This is a genomic window from Streptomyces sp. NPDC001770, assembly GCF_053596135.1.
The window spans coordinates 13788-36653 of sequence record NZ_JBSFFN010000009.1 but is presented as its reverse complement, the minus strand read 5'-3'; the positions used below and the strand labels follow the sequence as shown (position 1 = coordinate 36653).

General features: G+C 71.4%; 13 protein-coding genes and 1 pseudogene. 13 read left to right on the top strand and 1 reads right to left on the bottom strand.

Going from position 1 to position 22866, the window contains the following annotated elements; translation table 11 throughout:
- Positions 1-266 precede the first annotated feature (266 nt).
- From ACWCSV_RS10595 to ACWCSV_RS10565, 7 genes and pseudogenes are all read left to right on the top strand, one after another.
- Entirely contained in the window at positions 267-1262 is a 996-nt protein-coding gene (locus tag ACWCSV_RS10595; protein ID WP_451140574.1) for an ABC transporter substrate-binding protein, read from the top strand.
- A 76-nt stretch (positions 1263-1338) separates the two neighbouring features.
- A complete protein-coding gene (locus ACWCSV_RS10590) occupies positions 1339-2898 on the top strand; it encodes a sugar ABC transporter ATP-binding protein (RefSeq protein ID WP_451140572.1) in 1560 nt (519 codons plus the stop codon).
- Positions 2895-3995: an ABC transporter permease gene (locus tag ACWCSV_RS10585; RefSeq protein WP_451140570.1), complete on the top strand. Its 1101-nt coding sequence runs from the start codon at positions 2895-2897 to the stop codon at positions 3993-3995. Before ACWCSV_RS10590 ends, ACWCSV_RS10585 begins: the two co-directional genes overlap by 4 nt.
- On the top strand, positions 3992-5017 hold the full coding sequence (gene yjfF, locus ACWCSV_RS10580) for a galactofuranose ABC transporter, permease protein YjfF (protein ID WP_451140568.1): 1026 nt from the start codon (positions 3992-3994) through the stop codon (positions 5015-5017). The genes ACWCSV_RS10585 and yjfF overlap by 4 nt, the downstream gene beginning before the upstream one ends.
- 55 nt (positions 5018-5072) lie before the next feature.
- Positions 5073-6194: an aldose epimerase family protein gene (locus ACWCSV_RS10575; protein ID WP_451140566.1), complete on the top strand. Its 1122-nt coding sequence runs from the start codon at positions 5073-5075 to the stop codon at positions 6192-6194.
- A 154-nt stretch (positions 6195-6348) separates the two neighbouring features.
- Positions 6349-8853: pseudogene (locus ACWCSV_RS10570) on the top strand (beta-L-arabinofuranosidase domain-containing protein); the annotation flags it as partial.
- Entirely contained in the window at positions 8854-9048 is a 195-nt protein-coding gene (locus ACWCSV_RS10565) for an RICIN domain-containing protein (RefSeq protein WP_451140826.1), read from the top strand.
- Between the two features lie 59 nt (positions 9049-9107).
- Here ACWCSV_RS10565 and araD read toward each other — a convergent pair whose 3' ends face one another.
- Entirely contained in the window at positions 9108-9827 is a 720-nt protein-coding gene (araD, locus tag ACWCSV_RS10560; protein WP_451140564.1) for an L-ribulose-5-phosphate 4-epimerase AraD, read from the bottom strand.
- 451 nt (positions 9828-10278) lie between these two features.
- On the opposite strand from araD, the gene ACWCSV_RS10555 reads away from it, so the two are divergent.
- The 6 genes from ACWCSV_RS10555 to ACWCSV_RS10530 all read left to right on the top strand — a co-directional run bounded on the left by ACWCSV_RS10555 (position 10279) and on the right by ACWCSV_RS10530 (position 22789).
- Positions 10279-11316 (top strand): LacI family DNA-binding transcriptional regulator, encoded by a 1038-nt coding sequence (locus tag ACWCSV_RS10555; protein WP_451140824.1) that lies wholly within the window; start codon positions 10279-10281, stop codon positions 11314-11316.
- 742 nt (positions 11317-12058) lie between these two features.
- Positions 12059-15466, top strand: coding sequence for a CARDB domain-containing protein (locus tag ACWCSV_RS10550; RefSeq protein WP_451140562.1), 3408 nt, complete (start codon positions 12059-12061; stop codon positions 15464-15466).
- Positions 15467-15622: 156 nt separating this feature from the next.
- Positions 15623-16651, top strand: coding sequence for a bile acid:sodium symporter family protein (locus ACWCSV_RS10545; protein ID WP_451140560.1), 1029 nt, complete (start codon positions 15623-15625; stop codon positions 16649-16651).
- A 189-nt stretch (positions 16652-16840) separates the two neighbouring features.
- Positions 16841-17818: a hypothetical protein gene (locus ACWCSV_RS10540; protein WP_451140558.1), complete on the top strand. Its 978-nt coding sequence runs from the start codon at positions 16841-16843 to the stop codon at positions 17816-17818.
- Positions 17819-17923: 105 nt separating this feature from the next.
- Complete coding sequence (locus ACWCSV_RS10535; protein ID WP_451140556.1) at positions 17924-19786, top strand: HSP90 family protein; 1863 nt, start codon at positions 17924-17926, stop codon at positions 19784-19786.
- Positions 19787-22789, top strand: coding sequence for a hypothetical protein (locus ACWCSV_RS10530; RefSeq protein ID WP_451140554.1), 3003 nt, complete (start codon positions 19787-19789; stop codon positions 22787-22789). It abuts the gene before it with no gap.
- Positions 22790-22866 lie beyond the last annotated feature (77 nt).

The window sequence follows — 22866 nt, the reverse complement described above, 5'->3', positions numbered from 1 at the left end:
TACCGAGGGCGCAAGGGCGCCCTCACCTCCGCGTCCACCGCACGCCCTCATGTCACAAACAGGTAACTCGCGCACAGGGCTTGAGATAGCGGAGTGTTAGCGCTCACACTGCTCGCGGCGCACCCCATGAACCTCCCGCCGTCACCACCCGGGCTTCCGGCCTCGCCGGAGCCCCGCACTGTCTCCGGCCGGGCCCACTCCACGTGCGGCGTACCGGATCGCACCACCTCGGCACCGAAGACATCCCTCCGAGAGGACACACCACCATGGCCCGCAGAATCGCCTACGCCCTCGCCGTCGGCATCCTCGCCGCCTCGACGATGACCGCATGCTCCGCCGAGACGACCCCCTCAGGCGGCGGCGCCGGCGGAGACAAGTCCGACGGCAAGCTCGTCCTCGGCTTCGCCCAGGTGGGTGCGGAGAGCGGATGGCGTACCGCCAACACCAAGTCCGTCCAGGAGGCTGCCAAGAAGGCCGGGATCACCCTGAAGTTCTCCGACGCGCAGCAGAAGCAGGAGAACCAGATCAAGGCGATCCGCACCTTCATCCAGCAGCGGGTGGACGTCATCGCCTTCTCGCCGGTGGTGGAGTCCGGCTGGGACACCGTGCTCAAGGAGGCGAAGGACGCCGGTATCCCGGTGATCCTGACCGACCGGGCCGTGGACTCGCAGGACACCTCGCTCTACAAGACCTTCCTCGGCTCGGACTTCATCAAGGAGGGGAAGTCCGCGGGCGAGTGGCTGACCGCGGAGTACAAGAACGAGACGGGCCCCGTGAACATCGTCGAGCTCCAGGGGACCACCGGGTCGGCCCCGGCCAACGACCGCAAGGCCGGCTTCGGCGAGGTCATCAAGACCGACCCGAAGTTCAAGATCGTCGCCTCCCAGACCGGCGACTTCACCCGGGCCAAGGGCAAGGAGGTCATGCAGGCATTCCTCAAGTCCCAGAAGGACATCGACGTGCTGTACGCCCACAACGACGACATGGCCCTGGGTGCGATCCAGGCCATCGAGGAGGCGGGCAAGAAGCCGGGCAAGGACATCAGGATCATCTCGGTGGACGGCATCAAGGACGCCTTCACCGCGATGACCGAGGGCAAGATCAACGTCGTCGTGGAGTGCAACCCCCTCCTCGGCGACCAGCTGATGGAGCTGACGAAGAAGGTCGCGGCCGGTGAGAGCGTCCCGGCACGCGTGGAGACCGTGGAAGGCGTCTTCCCGCAGGACAAGGCCGCGGCGGCCCTCCCGACCCGCAAGTACTGACGACCTGCGAGGCGGATGCGCGACGGAGCCCCGGCCTCGTCGCCTCCTCCGGCCACACCCGACGAGAGGAGGGCGGATGGCAGCCCCACCCACCCTTGAGACGAACCCCGCCGACCGCCCGCGGCCGGTGCTCGAAGCCCACGGCATCCGGAAGGAGTTCCCCGGCGTACTGGCCCTGGACGGGGTCGGCCTGCGGCTCTACCCGGGTGAGGTCCACGCCCTGATGGGGGAGAACGGCGCCGGCAAGTCCACCTTGATCAAGGTGCTCACCGGAGTGCATCCGGCGGACGGCGGCACCATCCTGGTCGACGGCGAGGCCCGCGCCTTCGGCGATCCGCTCCAGGCGCAGAACGCCGGGATCAGCACCGTCTACCAGGAGGTGAACCTCTGCTCCAACCTCTCGGTGGCGGAGAACATCCTCATCGGACGCGAACCGCGCAGGTTCGGCCTGATCCACTGGTCCGCGCTGCGGCGCCGGGCCGGCGAGCTGCTGGCGGAGCTGGAGCTCGGTCTCGACGTCACCGGTCCGCTGGACTCGCTCTCCCTCGCGGTCCAGCAGCTGGTGGCCATCGTCCGGGCGGTTGACGTCTCGGCGAAGGTGCTCGTCCTGGACGAGCCCACCTCCAGCCTCGACCGCGAGGAGGTCGCCCAGCTCTTCACCCTGGTGCGGCGGCTGCGCGACCGCGGGGTGGCCATCCTCTTCGTGACCCACTTCCTGGACCAGGTCTTCGAGATCTGCGACCGCGTGACGATCCTGCGCAACGGCCGGCTCGAAGGCGAGTACCCCATCGGGGAACTCACCTATGTCTCCCTGGTGCAGCGCATGATCGGTGGCGAACTGGCCACCCTGGACGAACTCTCGGAGGCGGCGCACGAGGAGGCCGAGGAGCGTGCGGCCGAAGAACCCTTCATCGAGGCAAGGCAGTTGGGCCGGACCGGCTTCGTCGAGCCGTACGACCTCGACATCCGGCCCGGCGAGGTCGTCGGGCTGGCGGGGCTCCTGGGCTCGGGCCGTACGGAAGCGGCGCGGCTGCTCTTCGGCGCCGACAGCGCGGACGCCGGGGAGTTGCGGGTCCAGGGCGAGGCGGTCTCGCTGCGCACCCCCCGGGCGGCCATCGCCCGCCGGATCGCCTTCTGCTCCGAGAACCGCAAGTCCGAGGGGCTGGTGGGCGAGCTCACGGTGCGCGAGAACATCGTGCTGGCGATGCAGGCGGCGCGCGGCTGGACGAGGCCGGTCTCCCGGACCAGGCAGGAGGAGCTGACGCGGCGGTGGATCTCCGCGCTGGACATCCGCCCCGCCGATCCGGAGGCGCAGGTACGCCACCTCAGCGGCGGCAACCAGCAGAAGGTGCTGCTCGCGCGCTGGCTGCTGACCGACCCGAAACTGCTGATCCTGGACGAACCGACGCGTGGCATCGACATCGGCGCCAAGGCCGAGATCCAGAAGCTGGTCGCGCGGCTCTCCGCGGAGGGCACCGCGGTGCTCTTCATCTCGGCGGAGCTGGAGGAGGTCCTGCGGCTGAGCCACCGTATCGGCGTGCTGCGGGACCACCGCATGGTCGCCACCCTGGCCAACGACGAGACCGTCACCCCCGAACGCATTCTGGCCACCATCGCCACCGGAGAGGACTCATGACCCCGCACCCCGCCAAGGGCCCGTCGGCCGGCGGCGTCGGACAACGGCTGCTGCGCCACCGGCTGTTCTGGCCCTCGGCCGTCCTGGCGGCCCTGCTGCTCGGCAATCTCGCCTTCACCCACGACTTCTTCGCCGTCCACGTGCGGGGCGACCACCTCTACGGCAGCCTGATCGACATCCTCCAGTTCGGCGCCCCCCTCGTCCTGGTGTCGCTGGGCATGACGCTGGTCATCGCGACCCGCGGGATCGACCTCTCGGTCGGCTCCACGGTCGCCATCGCCGGTGCGCTGGCGTGCGAGCACATCGCGGGTTCGCCGGCCCCCGGCAGTGTCCCCACCGTGCTCGGGGCGGTCGCGATCGCACTGGGCGTCGCGGTAGTGCTCGGCCTGGTCAACGGCACACTGGTCGCCCGGCTGGGCGTACAGCCCATCGTGGCGACCCTGATCCTCATGGTCGCCGGCCGGGGCATCGCCCAACTGGTGTCGGACGGCCAGATCATCACCGTCACGAGCGGCCCGTACAAGATGATCGGCGGCGGCTACTGGCTGATGTTCCCCTTCGCCGTCCTGCTGGCGGCGGTGATCGTGGTTCTCACCTCGCTGGTGACCCGGCGAAGCGCGCTGGGGCTCCTGATCGAGTCGGTGGGCGGCAACCCGGTCGCCAGCCGGCTGGTCGGCATCCGGGCGGCGGGTCTGCTGATCGTGGTCTATGTCTTCTGCGCCCTGTGCGCCGCCGTCGCCGGTCTGATGATCAGTTCCAACGTGTCCAGCGCGGACGGCAACAACGCGGGGCTCTGGATCGAGCTCGACGCCATCCTCGCCGTGGTCATCGGCGGCACCGCGCTGACGGGCGGCCGGTTCTCCCTCGGAGGGACGGTGCTCGGCGCCCTGATCATCCAGACCCTCTCCACGACGGTCTACACCCTGGGTGTCCCGCCCGAGACGACGCTGGTCTTCAAGGCCTTCGTGGTGATCGCGGTCTGCCTCATCCAGTCGCCCGTGTTCCGGGCGAAGGTACTGAGCCGCCGCGGACCGGCACCCTCCCGACAGCACGCCGAGGCGGACGACAGCCCGCTCCCGCAGGAGGTACGTACATGAGCACCGGCATCGCGGGTGTCGCCGGCACCCTCACGCGGCCGTTCCGCGCCCCCCTCTCCCCCCGCGCCCGCACCCGCGTCCCGCTGGTGGTCACCGCGGTCCTCCTGGTGGCGATGTTCGCCGTCGGTTCGGCGCGCTACGACGGGTTCTTCTCCGCCCAGGTCCTGCTGAACCTGCTGATCGACAACAGCTTCCTGCTGGTGGTCGCCATCGGTGTCACCTTCGTGATCCTCACCGGCGGCATCGATCTGTCGGTGGGCTCGGTGGTGGCCCTGTCGACCATGCTCACCGCCTGGCTGGTGGAGCGGCAGGGCTGGCCGCTGTTCGCCGTGGTCCCGCTGGTCCTGCTGGTGGGCGCGGGCGGTGGCGCCCTGATGGGGTGGGTCATCCACACCTTCGAGATCCAGCCCTTCATCGTGACGCTGGCCGGCATGTTCCTGGCGCGCGGCCTCTGCTACACGATCAGCACCGAGTCCATCTCCATCAGCGATCCGACCACCGTCACCATCGCCCAGACCCGGCTGGTGATGCCCGGCGGGCTGTTCGTCTCGCCCGCCGTGGTCATCGCGCTGGTCGTGCTCGCCGTGGCCTTCGTGGCGCTCCACCACACCCGGTTCGGCCGCAACGTCCACGCCCTCGGCGGCAACGAGAACTCGGCCCGGCTGATGGGGCTGCCCGTGGCCTCCACCAAGGTGGCCGTATACGCGGTGAGCGGGCTCTGCTCCGCGCTCGGCGGGGTGCTGCTGACGTTCTACATGCTCTCCGGCTACGCGCTGCACGCGGTCGGCATGGAGCTCGACGCCATCGCCGCGACCGTGATCGGCGGCACCCTGCTCACCGGTGGCTCCGGCTTCGTCCTCGGTACCGCGCTCGGCGTCCTGGTCCTCGGGATGATCCAGACGGTCATCAACTTCCAGGGCACGCTGAGCTCCTGGTGGACCCGGATCGTCATCGGCGCGCTGCTCTTCGTCTTCATCGTGCTGCAGCGGGTCCTGGGCGGAAACCGGAAACCCACGGGCTGAGCGGGACAGCACCACCCAGCCGCCCGACCATCGAAACCGACACCGAGGGACATACATGCGCCACCCGCCCGAGTCACCGGCCGCCCCGCCGCCGGCGCCCGACGAGCGTCCGTACCCGACGGGCCGCCCGTACCGGCTGTCCGACACCGGTACGGGCGACCGCTGGGTGTTCGGCTTCCCCGGGCAGGCCCGCGCCGAGGTCCACACCCTCGGCGCCCGGCTGCACTCGCTGCTCCTCCCGGACCGGTGGGGCCGTTTCGCCGACGTGGTGCTCGCGGCGTCCGACGCCCGTACGGTGCGCGGGCCGGCCTCCTACTTCGGCGCGACGGTGGGCCGCTACGCCAACCGGATCGCCGGCGGCCGGCTCGAGGTGGACGGTGTGGTCCGGCAGCTGGACACCCAGGACACCGGCCACACCCTGCACGGCGGACCGGACGGCTTCGACCGCCGGGTGTGGCGTGCCGAACCGGTCCACGCCTCCGACCGCACCGGCGTACGGCTCTTCCTGCGCAGCCCCGACGGCGACCAGGGCTTTCCCGGCACCTTGAGCGTCCGGCTCACCTGCACGCTGGCCCGGGACGACACCTTGACGTTCGACTACCACGCGGTGAGTGACGCGCCGACGGTCGTCAACCTCACCAACCACGCCTACTGGAACCTGGAGGGAGAGGGCAGTGGTGACGTGCTCGGCCACGAGCTCCGGATCCACGCACCGCGCTGGACCCCCGTCGACGCGGCGCTGATCCCGGACGGTCCGCACCGGCCGGTCGAGGGGACCCCGTTCGATCTGCGCCGCTCCCGCCGCCTCGCCGCGGTGTTCGCCCGGAACGACGAACAGCTTCGCCTGGCGGGTGGTGGTTTCGACCACAACTGGGTACTCGGCGACGCGCCGGACGCGGATCTGCGCAGCGCCGCCGTGCTCCACGCACCCGCCTCGGGGCGGCGCCTGGAGGTGCACACCACCGAGCCGGGGATACAGGTGTACACCGGCAACCTCCTCGCCGGCGGGATCACCGGCAAGAGCGGACACCCCTACGGCCCGCACGCGGGGGTGGCCCTGGAGACCCAGCACTTCCCGGACTCCCCGAACCGCGCCGACGACCCCAGTACCCTCCTCCGGCCCGGCGAGGTGTACCGCTCCCGCACCGAACTGCGCTTCTCCGTGGCGCAGGAGTGACCGCGTCCTCCCCGGCGACCGCCCGGCAGGAAGCGACCTTCCTGGTCACCAGCTGAGCCCACCCGGTCCCGCCCCCCGCACGACGCGTCGCCGGGAGCGGGACCGGCAGACCCCGTGCTCGTGCGCCCGCTCCCCCTCGGAAGGACGACCGCCCATGACCGCCATGAACCGCCGGCTCTTCTTCGCCGCCTCGGGAGGGGTGGCACTCGCCGCGCTCGCCCCGGCACTCGCCTCCCCCGCGTCGGCGGCCACCGCGGCCGCCGACGCGGTCGCCCCGGTCCGCGCCGAGACCGGCGCGCTCGTGCAGCCGTTCCCGCTGGGGAGCGTCCAGCTCACGGCGGGCCGCTGGCGGGAGAACATGGACCGCACGCTCGCCTATCTGCGCTTCATCGACCCCGACCGTCTGCTGTACAACTTCCGCACCAATCACGGACTTTCGACCAAGGGTGCCGAGCAGTGCTACGGCTGGGAGGCGCCGGACTTCGAGTTCCGCACCCACAGCCAGGGGCACTTCCTCAGCGCGTGGGCGCAGGCGTACGCGGTCACCGGGGAGAGCGTCTTCCTGGACCGGCTCGTGTACATGGTCGCCGAACTCGCCAAGTGCCAGGCGGCGCCGAAGGGTTACCGCACCGGATATCTCTCCGGGTTCCCGGAGTCGGACTTCGACACCGTCGAGACGGGCGTACGCAAGGGCGTGCCCTACTACTGCGTCCACAAGACGCTGGCGGGTCTGCTGGACGCCTGGCGGCTGGCCGGTCTCACCCAGGCGCGCGACGTGCTGCTCGCGCTCGCCGGGTGGGTGGACGTACGGACGGCACGCCTCACCACCGCGCAGATGCAGACCACGATGAAGACCGAGTTCGGCGGCATGAACGCGGTCCTCACCGACCTCTACCAGCAGACGGACGACAGCCGCTGGCTGACCGTGGCGCGGCGCTTCGACCACGCGGCGGTCATCGACCCGCTGGCGGCGGGCACCGACAGCCTGGACGGGCTGCACGCCAACACGCAGATACCCAAGATCGTCGGGAGCGCGCGGGAGTACAAGGCGACCGGGACCACCCGCTACCGGGACATCGCGGTCAACTTCTGGAACATCGTCACCACGAACCACTCCTACGCGATCGGCGGCAACAGCGTCGGTGAGTTCTTCAAGGCCCCGGGGGCCATCGGCCAGTACCTCACCGACAACACCTGCGAGAGCTGCAACACGTACAACATGCTCAAGCTCACCCGTGAGTTGTTCACCCTGGATCCCAATCGGGCGGCGTACGCCGACTATTACGAGCGGGCGCTGACCAACCAGCTCGTCGGGCAGCAGGATCCCGCCGATCCGCACGGTCATGTCTGCTACTTCACGCCGCTCAACCCCGGTGGGCGGCGCACGTACAGCAGGGACTACGACACCTTCACCTGCTGCCAGGGCACGGGCCTCGAAACCCACACCAAGCTGATGGACTCGGTGTACTTCTCCGACTCCGCGGGGCTCTGGGTGAACCTCTTCGTCCCCTCGGTCCTGACCTGGGCCGAGCGCGGGGTCACGGTCACGCAGACCACCGCGTTCCCCGCGTCCGACACCACCGTGCTGAAGGTGACGGGCACCGCGGGCCGGTGGTCGCTGCGGGTGCGCGTCCCGGGCTGGACGTCTGGTGCCTCGGTCTCCGTCAACGGCACCGCCCAGAGCCTGACCCTGACGCCGGGCAGTTACGCCACGCTCGACCGGACCTGGGCCTCCGGGGACACCGTCACCCTGCGGTTCCCGATGCGGCTCGCGCTGAACGGCACCCCCGACCGGCCCCAGGTGCAGTCGGTCTCCTACGGTCCGGTGGTGCTCAGCGGTGCGTTCGGCAGCACGGCGCTCGGCGGCGTACTCCCCCTGCTCACCACCTCGTCGATCGCTGCGACGGCGACGCCCGTGACGTTCACCGCCCGGGCGAACGGTGCCCCGGTGAGCCTCATCCCCTTCTACGACAACCATCACCAGAACGCCGGCGTCTACTGGGACGCCGACGGCAACGCCGGCGTCTCCGGCTTCCGGCTCGTCAACGCGCAGAGCGGCCTGGTCCTGGGCATCCAGGACATGTCGACGGCCGACGGCGGCGCGGCGCTCCAGTGGGACGACAGCGGCACCGCGGACCACGACTGGCAGTTCGTCGCGGACGGCGGGGCGCTCAAGCTCCGCAACGCCAACAGCGGCAAGGTGCTGGGCGTACGGTCCATGTCCACGGCCGACGACGCGGACGTGCTGCAGTGGAGCGACTCCGGTACGGCCGACCACCTCTGGACCCCGATCGACACGGGGGACGGGACGCACCGTCTCCGCAACGCCAACAGTGGCAAGGTCCTCGGCATCAGGGCGGGTTCCACCGCCGTGGGGGCGCGGGCCGTCCAGGACAGCGACAACGGCGGTGGGGACAACGCCTGGTGGTTCGTCCCCAGCGGGTACCACCGCCTCCAGAACCTGCGCAGCGGGCTGGTGCTGGGCATCAGCGGCATGTCCGCCACGAACGGCGGGCTCGCGGTCCAGTGGGGAGACAGCGGCACCGACGACCACCTCTGGCTGGCCGTTCGGGACACCGCCGGGCGGTTCCGGCTGCGCAACCTCCACAGCGGCAAGGTCCTGGGGGTCGAGGGGGCCTCCCAGGCGGCGGGGGCGCGGGTGCTCCAGTGGGACGACAACGGGACCACCGACCATCTGTGGCAGCTGCGTTACGGCTCGGCCGGCTGTTTCCGCATCTGGAACGCCAACAGCGGCCGGGTCCTGGGGGTGCTCGGCGCGTCGACCGCCCAGGGTGCGCAGGTCGTGCAGTGGGACGACAACGGGACGGACGACCACCTGTGGCGCTTCGTGTGACGGGCCGGTGCCGGTCCGGCGGCATTCACCGGACCGGCGCCGCTCCCGCCGCCCGGGGGTCAGGCGTTGCCGTAGTAGGCGTCCGGCCCGTGCTTGCGCGTGAAGTGGCGGTCCAGGAGATGCTGCGGCGGAGGCGTCGCCCCGGCTCCGCCCGGCCGCAGGGCGAGGGTGTGCAGCGCCATCCTGGCCACCGCCTCGCAGATGATCGCGTTCTCGAGCGACGCGGTCGCGGTGGCGCCCCAGGTGAATGGACCGTGGCGCGAGACGAGCGCGCCCGGCACTTCGCGGGCGCGGCGGTCGTCGCCCTCCAGCATCGAGACGACGACCTGGCCGGTGTTGTACTCGTAGTCCCTGGCGCACTGTTCGGCGGTGAGGTCGGCGGTGACGGGGACGGGGCCGTTGAAGGTGTCGGCGTGGGTCGTGCCGAGTACGGGTATGGGCACGCGGGCCTGGGCGAAGGCGACGGCGTGCTCGGAGTGGGTGTGGGTCACCCCGCCGACGGACGGGAACGCCCGGTAGAGACAGCGGTGGGTCTCCGTGTCGGTGGACGGCCGCAACCGCCCCTCCACCACGCTGCCGTCCGCGAGCGAGACCACCACGAGGTCCTTCTCGGTGAGTTCGGCGTAGGAGACGCCGGACGGCTTGATGACGAAGACACCCGATTCACGGTCCACCGCACTGACGTTTCCCCAGGTCAGCGTCGCCAGGCCGGCCTGCGGAATCCGCAGGTTGGCGGCCAGCACCTCACTGCGCAGTTCGCGGAGTGTGGTCTCGCTCATGACACGTTCACCGTCTCTCTGGACCGTCTCTCCGGCAAGGACAACAGCAACTGCTCTTTGGGATCACCGGCGGGTGATCCCGGACCGACACGTCACGTACGTCCCTTGTGCCACGCATGCCTCGCAGGGCCCGCGTGTCCTGTGGCTCGCCGCGTGCCGCCCGAACGTACGGGACGGCCGTACGTCGCGATGTCACGCGTACTGACGCAGCTAGATTGTGAGCGCTAACATGACACGAACTCAAGCCCCATGCGGTAACTGACGAGCAGCCGGGCGAGCGGACGAGGCCATGATGTGAGCGCACACTCCCCCTGAACGGGCGCTGGGCGGCAGCGACCTTCGTACACCTGCACAGGACAGGTACCTTGAGGTCGAAACACTTCCGACGCCCCGGACTCCACAGAGAGGAAATGGATTGCCCCGGCCCGCAGACGCCGCGAGGGCACCCACGATGGCGGACGTGGCACGCGTGGCAGGCGTGTCGCACCAGACCGTCTCGCGGGTCCTCAGCGACCACCCGAACGTGAGCGTGAAAACCCGCGCCCAGGTGACCGAAGCCATCGAGCGGCTCGGCTACCGCCGCAACTCGGCGGCCCGGGCGCTCGCGACCCGGCGCACCCACACGCTCGGCGTCATCGCCGTCAACACGACGCTCCACGGGCCGGCGAGCACCCTCGCGGGAGTCCAGGAGGCGGCACGCGACCGGGGGTACCTCGTCTCGGCGGTCACCCTGCGGGTGGCCAGCCGGGCAGCCCTGACCGAGGCGATGGAGCACCTCAGCGCGTGGGGCGTGGAGGGGATCATCGCCATCACGCCGCAGCGCGACGCGGTGCGCGCGCTCACCACGCTCCAGGCTCCGTGTCCCGTGGTGACCGTGGAGGGCGGGCACGATCTCGACCTGCCGGGAGTCTCCCTGGATCAGGAGCTCGGGGCGCGCATGATCACCGAACACCTGCTCGCCTCCGGCCACTCCACCGTCTGGCACGTCGCCGGCCCCCGCGACTGGCTGGAGAGCGAGGCCCGGACCGCCGGGTGGGAGGGCGCGCTCCGTGCGGCGGGGGCCGAGATCCCGACGCCGCTGCGAGGCGACTGGAGCCCGATGTCCGGGTACCGGGCCGGGCAGCAACTCGCCGGGCGGGTCGCCTCGTCGCCGCAGGGTCCCGGGCTCACCGCGGTCTTCGTGGCCAACGACCAGATGGCCCTGGGGGTGCTGCGCGCCCTGCGGGAAGCGGGTTTCCAGACCCCCGAGGACGTGGCGGTGGCCGGGTTCGACGACATCCCGGAGGCGGAGTTCTTCCCTCCGCCCCTCACCACGGTCCGCCAGGACTTCGCCGCGCTCGGCCGCAACAGCATCGCGCTGCTGCTGGAGCACATCGAGGGCACGGCGACGGGTACGGAGCATCTGACCGTCGCACCGGAGCTCATCGTGCGGGCCAGCACGGCACGCCGGCAGGGGGCGCGGCCGACCGCGCGCGAGGGCGGCAGGTAGGCGGGGGCCGGCATCGCCCGTCACCCCGGGGCACGGCGACGGGCGGTGCCGCGCCAAGCGGTCCCGCCGGAGGCCGCTCGGCGCGGCACCGCCCGAGCCGGGCTGAAAAGTCCGGGCCCGGACCGCGGGGGGCCCTTGGGCGCCGGCGCACGCGGACGCGCGCCGGCCCGTCCGTCCCTCCCGAGCCGGTGCCGGAGAGCACCGCGCCCGGTTTTCCCGGGAGAGCGAACCACCGGCACGTGCGCCCGCGCAACGTCGGCACCACCCTCAGCGCACCGCCCCCAGCGCGCCGCCCTCAGCGCACCGCCCTCGGCCCACCGCCCCCGGCGCGCCGTACGGGCACCGCCCGCGCGGGCCTTCTCACAGCGCGGCCCTTCCCCTGCGCGGCCCTTCGCCCGGCCCATGATCTCCTTGCGGCCCGTCCGCCTGCCCCGAGCTGCGCGAACGCACCACCGGCCGTCGTGCCGGTGCGAGAACCGTTGACAAAAGCGGAGCCTGCTAGAAACCTGTCACCTCGGCACCGCAAAAAATCAACTAGATCTCTCAAATTACCAATCAGAGAACGCGAGTTCACGGCAGGCGACCTGCTCCTCGCTCCTGCCGATGTCCCGATCGACCCCCACCGGCGTACCGGCAGCCCGCACGCGGCCGTCGCCGGGCGTCCGACGCCGCGCGTCGGACGCCCGGCGCATGCGCTCCCCGTGTCCGGCCGGCGCCGCAGGCCCACGGAACTGAGGACAGCATGAGAGGGAAGCAACGCGGATGGCGGCGGTTCGTCATCGGTGCGGTGACAGCCGCGCTGATGACCGTCGGACTGCTGCCGGTCGCCGCCTCGGCGGCCGGCCGGACCACCGACCTGGCGCTCGGAAGGCCGGCGTCGGCCGGCGGTTCGCTCGGCGCCTACCCGGCGTCGAACGTCACCGACGGCAGCCAGCAGACGTACTGGGAGAGCCCCGGAACGTTCCCGCAGTGGGTCCAGGTCGATCTGGGCGCCACGTCCGGCGTCGACCAGGTGGTACTGAAGCTGCCGAACACGTGGGAGGCGCGCACCCAGACGCTCGCCGTCCAGGGCAGCACGGACGGCTCCGGTTTCAGCACGTTGTCCGCCTCGGCGGGCCGGTCGTTCACCCCGGCCACGAGCAACACGGTCACCATCGGCTTCGCAGCGGCCCAGGTGCGGTACGTACGGGTGCTGGTGACCGCCAACACCGGCTGGAACGCCGCACAGCTCTCCCAGCTCGAGGTCTACGGGGAGGCATCGGGCGGCACGGACCCCGGCACACCCGCGCCCACCGGCACCAACCTCGCGCTGAACAAGCCGATCGAGGCCTCCTCGTACGCGCAGACCTACGTGGGCACCAACGCCAACGACGACCGGCGTGACACCTACTGGGAGTCGAACGGCTATCCCGCCACGCTGACCGTGAAGCTCGGCTCCGACGCCGACCTCTCGGCCGTCGTGGTCAAGCTCTCGCCGGACGCGGCGTGGGGGGCCCGCACCCAGAGCATCCAGGTGCTGGGCCGGGCGCAGTCCGCCACCGGGTTCACCTCGCTGAAGAGCCAGGCCGACTACGCGTTCTCGCCGTCGGCCAACGGAAACACGGTGACGGTCCCGGTCAGCGGCCGGTACGCCGACGTGCAGCTGAAGTTCTTCTCCAACACCGGTGCTCCCGGCGCCCAGGTCGCCGAGGTCCAGGTGGTCGGCACGGCCGCACCCAACCCGGACCTGACCCTCTCGGACCTGACCTGGTCTCCCTCCTCCCCCTCCGAGAGCGACGCGGTGACCGTGAACGCCACGGTGCGCAACACGGGTTCGGCCGCCTCGCCCGCGACGACGGTCAACGTCAGCCTGGAAGGCCAGGTCGTCGGCAGCGCCTCGGTGAACGCGCTCGCGGCCGGCGCCTCCGCCACCGTCCCGGTGAGCGCCGGCAAGCGCCCGATGGGTGCCTACTCCGTCTCGGCGGTGGTCGACCCGACCGACACCGTCGTCGAGCTGGACAACAGCAACAACAGCCGCACCGCCGCCTCCAAGCTGGTGGTCGCCCAGAGCCCCGGCCCTGACCTCCAGGTGACGGGCATCTCCTCCAGCCCGTCCAGCCCGGCGGTCGGTGCCGCCGTCACCTTCACCGTGTCCGTGAACAACCGGGGTACCACGGCGGTGAGTTCCTCGACGGTGACCCGCCTCCAGGTGGAGAGCACCACGCTGAACGGAACCACCGGGGCCATTCCCGCCGGAGGCACGGTCACCGTGCCGATCAGCGGCACCTGGACAGCGAAGAGCGGCGGGGCCAATCTGACCGCCACCGCGGACGCGACCGGTGTCCTCACCGAGACCAACGAGAACAACAACGTCTTCTCCCGCGCCATCGTGGTGGGACGCGGCGCCGCAGTGCCGTACACCGAGTACGAAGCGGAACAGGGCTCCTTCCAGGGCACCTTGCTCACCGCCGACCAGAAGCGCACCTTCGGGCACACCAACTTCGCGACCGAGTCCTCGGGCCGGCAGTCGGTGCGGCTCAACTCCACCGGCCAGTACGTCGAGATCACCTCGACCGTGCCCACCAACTCCCTCGTGGTCCGCAACTCCATCCCCGACGCGCCCGGCGGCGGCGGTACGGAGGCCACGATCAGCCTCTACGTCAACAACACCTTCGCCCGGAAGCTGACGCTCTCCTCCAAGCACAGCTGGCTGTACGGCGACACGGACAGCCCGGAGGGCCTGACCAACCAGCCGCAGGCCGACGCACGCAGGCTCTTCGACGAGTCGAACGCGCTGCTCGGCCAGACCTACCCGGTCGGCACGAAGTTCCGCCTCCAGCGCGACGCGGGCGACACCGCGTCCTTCTACATCATCGACCTCGTCGACCTGGAGCAGGTGGCGGCCCCGGCCGCGCAGCCCGCCGGCTGCGTCTCGATCACCACCTACGGGGCCGTGCCCAACGACGGCATCGACGACACCGACGCCATCCAGCGGGCGGTGACGGCCGACCAGAACGGTGAGATCGGCTGTGTGTGGATTCCGGCCGGGCAGTGGCGGCAGGAGCAGAAGATCCTGACCGACGACCCGCTCAACCGGGGGCAGTACAACCAGGTGGGCATCAGGAACGTCACGATCCGCGGCGCGGGCATGTGGCACTCCCAGCTGTACTCCCTCATCCAGCCGCAGAACGCGGGCGGCATCAACCACCCGCACGAGGGGAACTTCGGCTTCGACATCGACGACAACACCACCATCTCCGACATCGCGATCTTCGGTTCCGGCACGATCCGGGGCGGTGACGGCAACGCCGAGGGCGGAGTCGGACTCAACGGTCGCTTCGGCACCAACACCAAGATCACCAATGTCTGGCTTGAGCACTCCAACGTCGGGGTGTGGGTGGGCCGAGACTACGACAACATTCCCGAGCTCTGGGGCCCCGGAGATGGTGTCGAATTCACCGGAATGCGCATTCGCAACACATATGCGGACGGCATCAATCTCTCCAACGGCACGCGCAATTCGACGGTCTTCAACTCCTCCTTCCGGAACACCGGGGACGACTCGCTCGCCGTCTGGTCGAACAAGTACGTGAAGAACCAGTCGGTGGACATCGGCCACGACAACCATTTCCGCAACAACACGATCGCCCTGCCGTGGCGGGCCAACGGCATCGCGGTCTACGGCGGTTACGGCAACACCATCGAGAACAACATCGTCTCCGACACGATGAACTACCCCGGCATCATGCTGGCGACCGACCACGACCCGCTGCCCTTCTCCGGGCAGACCCTGATCGCCAACAACGCCCTGAACCGCACGGGCGGAGCCTTCTGGGGCGAGGCGCAGGAGTTCGGTGCCATCACCCTGTTCGCGGCCGGTCCCGACATTCCCGGCGTCACCATCAGGGACACCGACATCCAGGACTCGACCTACGACGGCATCCAGTTCAAGACGGGCGGGGGCTCCGTCCCCGGAGCACAGATCTCGAACGTCCGGATCACCAACTCGCCCAACGGCTCGGGCATCCTCGCGCACGGAGGGGCCAGGGGCAGTGCCACCCTGACCAACGTGTCGATCACCGGCTCGGCCCAGGGCGACGTGCTGATCGAACCCGGATCCCAGTTCGTCATCAACGGCGCCGCCAACACCGCCGCGGCGTCCGGCCGGTAGCGGCCCGGCCGGCACCGTCGGCCGGTACGCCCTGCGGGCGTGCCGGCCGACGTCCCCGGCCCGCAACCGGCCCCCGGCGCGACACATGATGGATGCAGTGACCACATATCGAGACGGGTTTGCGGGCGCACACGGAAGAAGAGTCTCATCGCGGCTGTGCGAAACGAACAGACGACACCGGATCACACGAGCACCGACGGCACGGGCTCCGACAGCAAGGCGGCGAGGCGCGCCGTCACGGTCTTCCCCGTACTCGTCCTCGTGGCGGGAGCGGCCGGCCTCCTCACGCCCGGGACCTTCGAGGGCTGGACGAAGGCGGTGCCGTACCTGCTCGGCGTCGTCATGTTCTGCATGGGCCTGACGATGACGCCCCACGACTTCAAGGGCGTGGCCAGGCGCCCCTGGGCGGTCGCCATCGGGCTGGTCGCGCACTATGTGATCATGCCGGGCCTCGGCTGGATCATCGCCCACCTGCTGGGGCTCCCGCCGCAACTGGCGGCGGGCGTCATCCTGGTGGGCTGCGCGCCCAGCGGCACCGCGTCTAACGTGGTGACCTTCCTGGCCCGCGGCGACGTGGCGCTCTCGGTCTCCGTGGCCACCGTCTCCACCGTGCTCGCTCCGCTGGTGACGCCCCCGCTGACCCTGCTGCTGGCCGGGGCGTACCTGCCCGTGGACGCCGGCTCCATGGTGACCGACATCCTCAAGACCGTGCTGCTCCCGGTGATCGGCGGGCTGGTGGTAAGACTCGTCGCGGGCAGGCTCGTCGACCGGGTGCTGGGCGCCATGCCCTGGCTGTCCTCGCTGGCCGTCGCCGCGATCGTCTGCGCGGTGGTCTCGGGAAGCGCGGGCGCGATCAAGTCGGCGGCCGCCACCGTGCTGATCGCCGTCGTCCTGCACAACGGCCTCGGCCTGGCCCTGGGTTACGGCGCGGGCAAGCTCACCCGACTCGGCCCGCCCGCCAGCCGTGCCATGGCCTTCGAGGTCGGCATGCAGAACTCCGGTCTCGCGGCATCGCTGGCGACGGCCCACTTCAGCCCGCTGGCCGCGCTCCCGGCAGCCGTCTTCTCCGTGTGGCACAACATCTCGGGCGCGCTGGTCGCGGCCTGGATGTCGCACCGTGCCCGGCGGAGCGAGCAGTCCCTTGCCGCGCCGGCCGCCGCGGGAACGGCGACGGCCGCTTCCTGAAAGCCGTCCCCCGGGGGACACCTGTTGCCCGGTGCGGAGGATTCATGCCTTCTGCACCGGGCACTCGCGTACGCCCCCGCAGGCCGGCCCGAAACCGTGTGCGATTGTCGGTCGGGCGTGATACTCACTAGGCCACGGGGAGGAAGGATCATGGACCTCCCCGTTCGACACAGGCCAGGGGGTGGGAACATGGCGTTGCTCCGCGATTGGACGCACGCGCTGGGGAAACAGGTGGGCAGGCCCGGCGCGCAGCTGCAGAAGGACTCCGGAGACCCGGATGTCGCGCGCATCTCGGCGGCCGCGGCCGCGGCGGACTGGGACACCGTGCGCGCGATACTCATGGCGCGCCCCGAGAGCGAGGACCGCACGGAGCTGCTCAGGACCGTCGGCGACACCGCACGGGTGGAGCGATGGATCACCGAGGTGGCCGAGGCCGAGCCGGAAGCGGCCCTGCCCCGGGTCGTCGCCGGGATGCGCTACCTCAGCTGGGGCTGGGAGGCCCGTACGGCGGCGCGGGCGACCCACGTCTCGCGCGAGCAGTTCGAGGTGTTCCACGACCGGCTGCGCACGGCCGAGCGGTGGTTGTACGAAGCCGCGGAGCGCGAGCCGGGGTGGACTTCCCCCTGGTACGGCCTGCAGACCACCGGCCGCGGCCTCCAGGTCGGCCCGGCCGTCGCCCGGCGCCGGTTCGAGGCCACGGTGCGGCGCGATCCGTACCATGTCGGCGCCCACGCGCAGCAGTTGCAGCAGCTCTGCGACAAGTGGGGCGGCTCGCACGAGGAGATGCACGCCTTCGCGCAGTCGTCCGCGTTCGGCGCTCCCGGCGGCACCCTGCTGGGCCGGCTCGTCGCGGACGCGCACATCGAGCAGTGGCTCGCCCTCGACCAGGGTGACGACGCCGCGTACATGCACCTGCCGGAGGTGGCCCGGTCCCTGCGGAAGGCCGCCGGGCACTCCTACCGGCACCCGGACTTCGTCCGCCGGGGCTCCTGGGTCCAGCTCCTCAACTCCTTCGCCCTGGCCTTCTCGCTGGTGGGCGACCGCGACGCGGCACGGGAGTGCTTCCGGGCCACGGAGGGCCGCGTCACCGAGTCCCCCTGGTACTACCTGAACCACCGCGACCCCGCCGCCGCCTACCGGAAGCACCGCGCGGCAGCCGGACGCTGATCCGCCGACACTTCCTCCCGCGCCCCTCCACCGACCTCACCCGTCCGCGTCCTCGTCCAGCGCTCCGCGCTCCGAGCACGCGCCCACCACGAAAGTCAGCACAAGGTGCCTCCTTCCGAGACCGCCCACACCTTCCAGGTCGACCTGCGCGGCCTGGTCGACCTGCTCTCCCACCACCTCTACTCGTCCCCCCGCGTCTACCTGCGTGAGCTGCTGCAGAACGCGGTGGACGCCATCACGGCCCGTCAGGCCCTCGATCCCGGGGCGCCCGGCCGTATCACGGTGCGTACCGGCGACACCCTCACCGTCACCGACACCGGTGTCGGTCTGACCGAGGCCGACGTACACCAGTTCCTCGCCACCATCGGCCGCAGCTCCAAGCGGACCCTGGACGGCGCCCTGGACGGGGCCGGCCTCGACGCGGCCCGCGGCGAGTTCATCGGCCAGTTCGGCATCGGGCTGCTCGCCTGCTTCGTCGTGGCCGACGAGATCGTCGTGACCAGCCGCACCGCGGCCGACCCGGCGGCGCCGGCCGTCGAATGGCGCGGCCACTCCGACGGCCGGTACACCATCCGTACGCTGCCCGCCTCGGCCGTTCCCGAGCCGGGCACCATTGTGCGCCTCACCCCGCGCGCCGACAACGCCGAGTGGACCGAGCCGGAACAGGTCGTCGCCCTGGCCCGGCACTACGGTGGCCTGCTGCGCCACGAGGTCGTCGTGGCCGGCCCCAGGGGCGAGAGCCACCGCATCAACGAGACACCCCCGTGGGAGCGGACGCACCGCTCGCCGCTCGCCAGGCGCGAGGCGTTCACGGCGTACTGCCGCACCCTCTTCGACTTCACCCCGCTCGACACCATCGAGCTCGACCTGCCGGCCGCCGGGCTGCGCGGTGTCGCCTACGTCCTTCCCACCGCACTCAGCCCGGCCCAGAAGGCGGGCCACCGCGTCCATCTCAAGGGAATGCTCCTCACCGATCAGGCACCGGAGCTGCTCCCCGAGTGGGCCTTCTTCGTGCGCTGTGTCGTCGACACCACCAGCCTGCGGCCGACCGCGTCCCGGGAGTCGCTGTACGAGGACGGCACGCTCTCCGCCGTACGGGACGCACTCGGCGAGCGGATCCGTGACTGGCTCACCGGCCTCGCCGCGAGCGATCCCTCCCTGCTGCACCGCTTCATCGACACCCACCACCTCGCGGTCAAGGCGCTCGCCCGGTACGACGACGAGCTGCTGCGCATCGTGCTGCCGTGGCTGCCGTTCGAGACCTCCGACGGCAACGTGACGCTGGAGGAGTTCGCGCGTACCCACCCGACGCTGCTGGTCACCCGCAGCGTCGAGGAGTTCCGCCAGGTCGCCCCGATCGCCTCGGCCGCCGGACTCGGCGTCGTCAACGGCGGCTACACCTACGACCGCGACCTCGTGCACCGGCTGCCGGAGATCCGGCCCGGCACGGCCGTCGCGGACCTGGACCCGGCCACCGTCACCGCCCACCTCGACGCCGTGGACACCTCCGCCGAACTGCGCGCGGCGGCCTTCCTCGCCGTCGCGCGGGAGACGATCGGTGTCCACGACTGCGACGTCGTCCTGCGCGACTTCCAGCCCGTCACCGCCCCGGCGCTGCTCCTCGACAACCGGGAGGCGCGGCACGAGCGGACCAGGTCGAGCCTGGCCGCCGACAGCGACGGCCTCTGGGCGGACATCCTCGGCTCGCTGCGCCAGGAGGCCCCGCGCGCCCAGCTCGTCCTGAACCACCTCAACCCGCTGGTCCGCCAGGCCATCACGATCACCGAACGGGGCCTCTCGGTCACGGCGGCCGAGGCGCTCTACGGTCAGGCCCTCCTGCTCAGCCGCCGCCCCCTGCGGGCGAGCGAGAGCGCCCTGCTCAACCGGGCCTTCATCGGCCTGCTCACCCACGCCATGCACCAGCCCGGCACGGCGGAACCCGGCTCCGGCCAAGGGAAGGAACTGTAGATGCTGGACACTCCCGAAGCCGTGGTCGAGGCGCTCCGCGAGAATTTCGACCGCCCCCACGGACTGGCACGCACGGTGGTCGCCGAGGAACTCGTCGAGGCGGCGGAGGTATTCGAGAAGCCCGATGTCCTGGTGACGGCGCTGCTGGAACTGATGTCGGCGTACGAGCACATCGGCGAGCACGCCAAGTCGCCGGTCGCGTTCGCGCGGCTGCTCAAGCTCTGGGACACGGCCCCCGAGTCCTTCAGCGAGTGGGAGGCCCACCAGGTCTTCTGGCGGTTCAAGTGGGTGACGACCTCCCTGCTGCAGGTGCCCGAGGTGCCCCTGGCCTCCGTCCACCGCTGGACCGACGAGATGCGCCGCCGGTACGAGGCGGCCGGTCACTCCCTCCAGCCGGTGGCGGCGATGCGCCACCACATCGCCTCCCACACCGGCGTGGGCGTCGCCGATGCGTTCGACCTGTGGGTCACCCGGCCCCGCAGCGAGCTGAGCGACTGCGAGGCCTGCGAGGTCCGGTACCTCGCCCTCCACCACGTGGCGGCGGGCGACGACGACGCGGCGCTGGAGACCTGGAGCCCGGTTCTCGGGGGAAGCACCAGCTGCACGGACGAGCCACAGATGAGCCAGGCCCAGGCGCTGCTGCCGTTGCTGCGTCTCGGCCGGACCGACGAGGCCCGGTCCCATCACCTGACGGGGTACCGAAAGGTCCGCGGCAACACCGGCATGCTGACGGAGGTCGGTCTGAACCTGGAGTTCTGCGCCCTCTCGCGCAATGAGGGCCGCGGGCTGGAGATCCTCGCCGAGAACCGTCCGCTCTTCGAGGCCACCGGCGCCCCGGCGGCCCGTCTGGACTTCCTCACCGGTGTGGAAGTGCTGCTCGCCGCCCTGGCCGAGGACGGCCACGCCGGCACGGCCGTCGCCGGGCCGCCCGGACGGAACTGGACGGCGGGCGAGCTCCTCGCCCGCGTCCGCTCGGACGCGGACCTGCTCGCCGCGGCCTTCGACGCACGCAACGGCACCGCGGCGGTGGGTGACCGCCGCCGCGGGCGCCTCGCCCGGCGCGCGCTCCTCGACGCGCCGCTCCCCCTGGGTCTGCGGACGTCCCCCGCCCGGTCCGCCACGCCCGCGGTCGCCGAGCCCGCGCCGGTACCGGAGGTTCCCGACGACTTCGTCGCCCTGGTGCTGGAGGCCCGGCGTCTGGAGTCCCTGGGGCATCCCGGGGCCGGTCGGCTCTGGGCCCGGGTGGCGGAGCGTCTGGCGGACGGCGCCGCCCACGACGATGCCCTCGGGCCCGAGGCGCTGCTGAGAGCGGAGGTCAGCGAGCACCTCGCCGTCCACCGGTTCTCGTACAGGACGCACGACCCGGAGAGCTACGCCGGACTGCGGGAAGCCGCGGAACTCTTCGCGGAGCTGGACATGCCCTGGCACGCGCTCTCCGCCCGCTGCCGGGTGTTCGCGTGGGCGACCGCCGCCGAGGAGGACCTGGGCCCAGCGGCGCCGGGCGGCTCCGGGGCCGCCACCGGCCGGCCGGACGCCGACGCCGTCCGGGCCGGGCTCGACGAGGCCCTGCGCGAAGCGGAACGCCTCCTGGCCGAGGTCCCGTTCGCGTCGGAGGCTCGCGGTGCGGCGGAAGCCGCGTCGGGTGAGGGCCTGGAGTCGGAGCGTGTGCTCTCGTACCTCTCCGTCCTGTTCTCCGTCGCCTTCGCCGCCTATCAGGAGGCGCGGCTGGGGCCCGACGAGTCGCACGAAGCCCTGAAGCGGTTCGAGGAGGCGGCGCACCGGCTGCGGTCCGAGGCGGAGCGCCTCTACGTTCCCCACCAGGTGGCCAACGTAAGGCAGTTCACCGCCGACCTGGCCGGCCGCCGGGGCGACACCGTCCTCGCCGAGGCGGAGTTGCGCGAGGCGCTCCGGGACGTGGAGGCGTCCGGGCGGCCGTGGCGCGGTTCCCGTCCCCGTGCCCTGCTCGCCCAGCTCCTCCTCGCACAGGAGCAGCCGTCCGAGGCCTCGGAGCTTCTGCACCGGGTGATCTCCGACGTGGCCCGTTACGACGACACGGACTTCCAGCTGGCCGGCGCGTACGCGCTGCACGGTCACGCCGCCACGCATCTCGGGAACACCGCCGACGCGGTGCGCCACCTCTCGGAGGCCGCAGCCCGGTACGACCAGGAGGAGGAGTACGAGCAGGCCACCGGGGTGCGTCTCCAGCTCGCCGACGTGCTGGCGCGTTCCGGGCAGCAGGCCGACGCGGTCGCCGTGCTGGAATCGGTGCTCTCGCAGGAAGCGCTGCCCTCGCTCGACGAACGCATGGTGGCCCAGGCCCGGTTGCTGCTGGCCCGCGGTATGCGGGAGCTGGAGGAGTTCCTGCCCGCGGCGGAGGAGTTCCTGCGTCTCGCGGACACCGTGGCGGCCTGGGAGGACGACCGGGAGACCCACACCCTGGTGGCCGCCGAGACCGCGATCACGCTGGCCATGGCCGACCGCTGGGGGCCGGCGGACACGGCGTACGAGCGCGCCCTCGCCGCACACGCCGAGGCCCCCAACCCGTCCCTCGTCCGGCACATGATGTGCGAGTTCGCACGGCTCGTCATGCTCTTCCGGGGCCCCGAGGGACTGGACACGGCGCTGGGGCACCTGACCCGGGCAGAGACGGTACTGCCCGCCGGCCCGGAGGCCGTCGGCTCCTTCGCCCTCTGGTACGAGGACGGCGCGGTGCACTACCGCCGCGGCCGGGTCCTCGCGGACGCCGAACGCTTCCCCGAGGCGCTCGCCGCCGTCGAGGCCGCCATCTCCGCCTACGACCTGGGCGGGGAGGACGGCGAGGTGCCGCGCGCCGAGGCGGTCCGCATCGCGGCGCTCATCGAGGGGAAGGGGCTCGACCGGCACGAGGAGGCGATCACCCGGCTGACCGCGGCGGCGGCACGCTGCCGCAAGGCGGGGCTGGCCGAAGCCGCGCGGATACTCGACGCCCTGCGCGCCGAGTACCTGAAGCAGCGGCAGGGCTGAGCACGGCAGTGGGGGCCGGACCGGCGCACCGCGCGCGGGCCTGCCCCCACTGCCGCCGGAGCTCCGTGCCCGGCCGC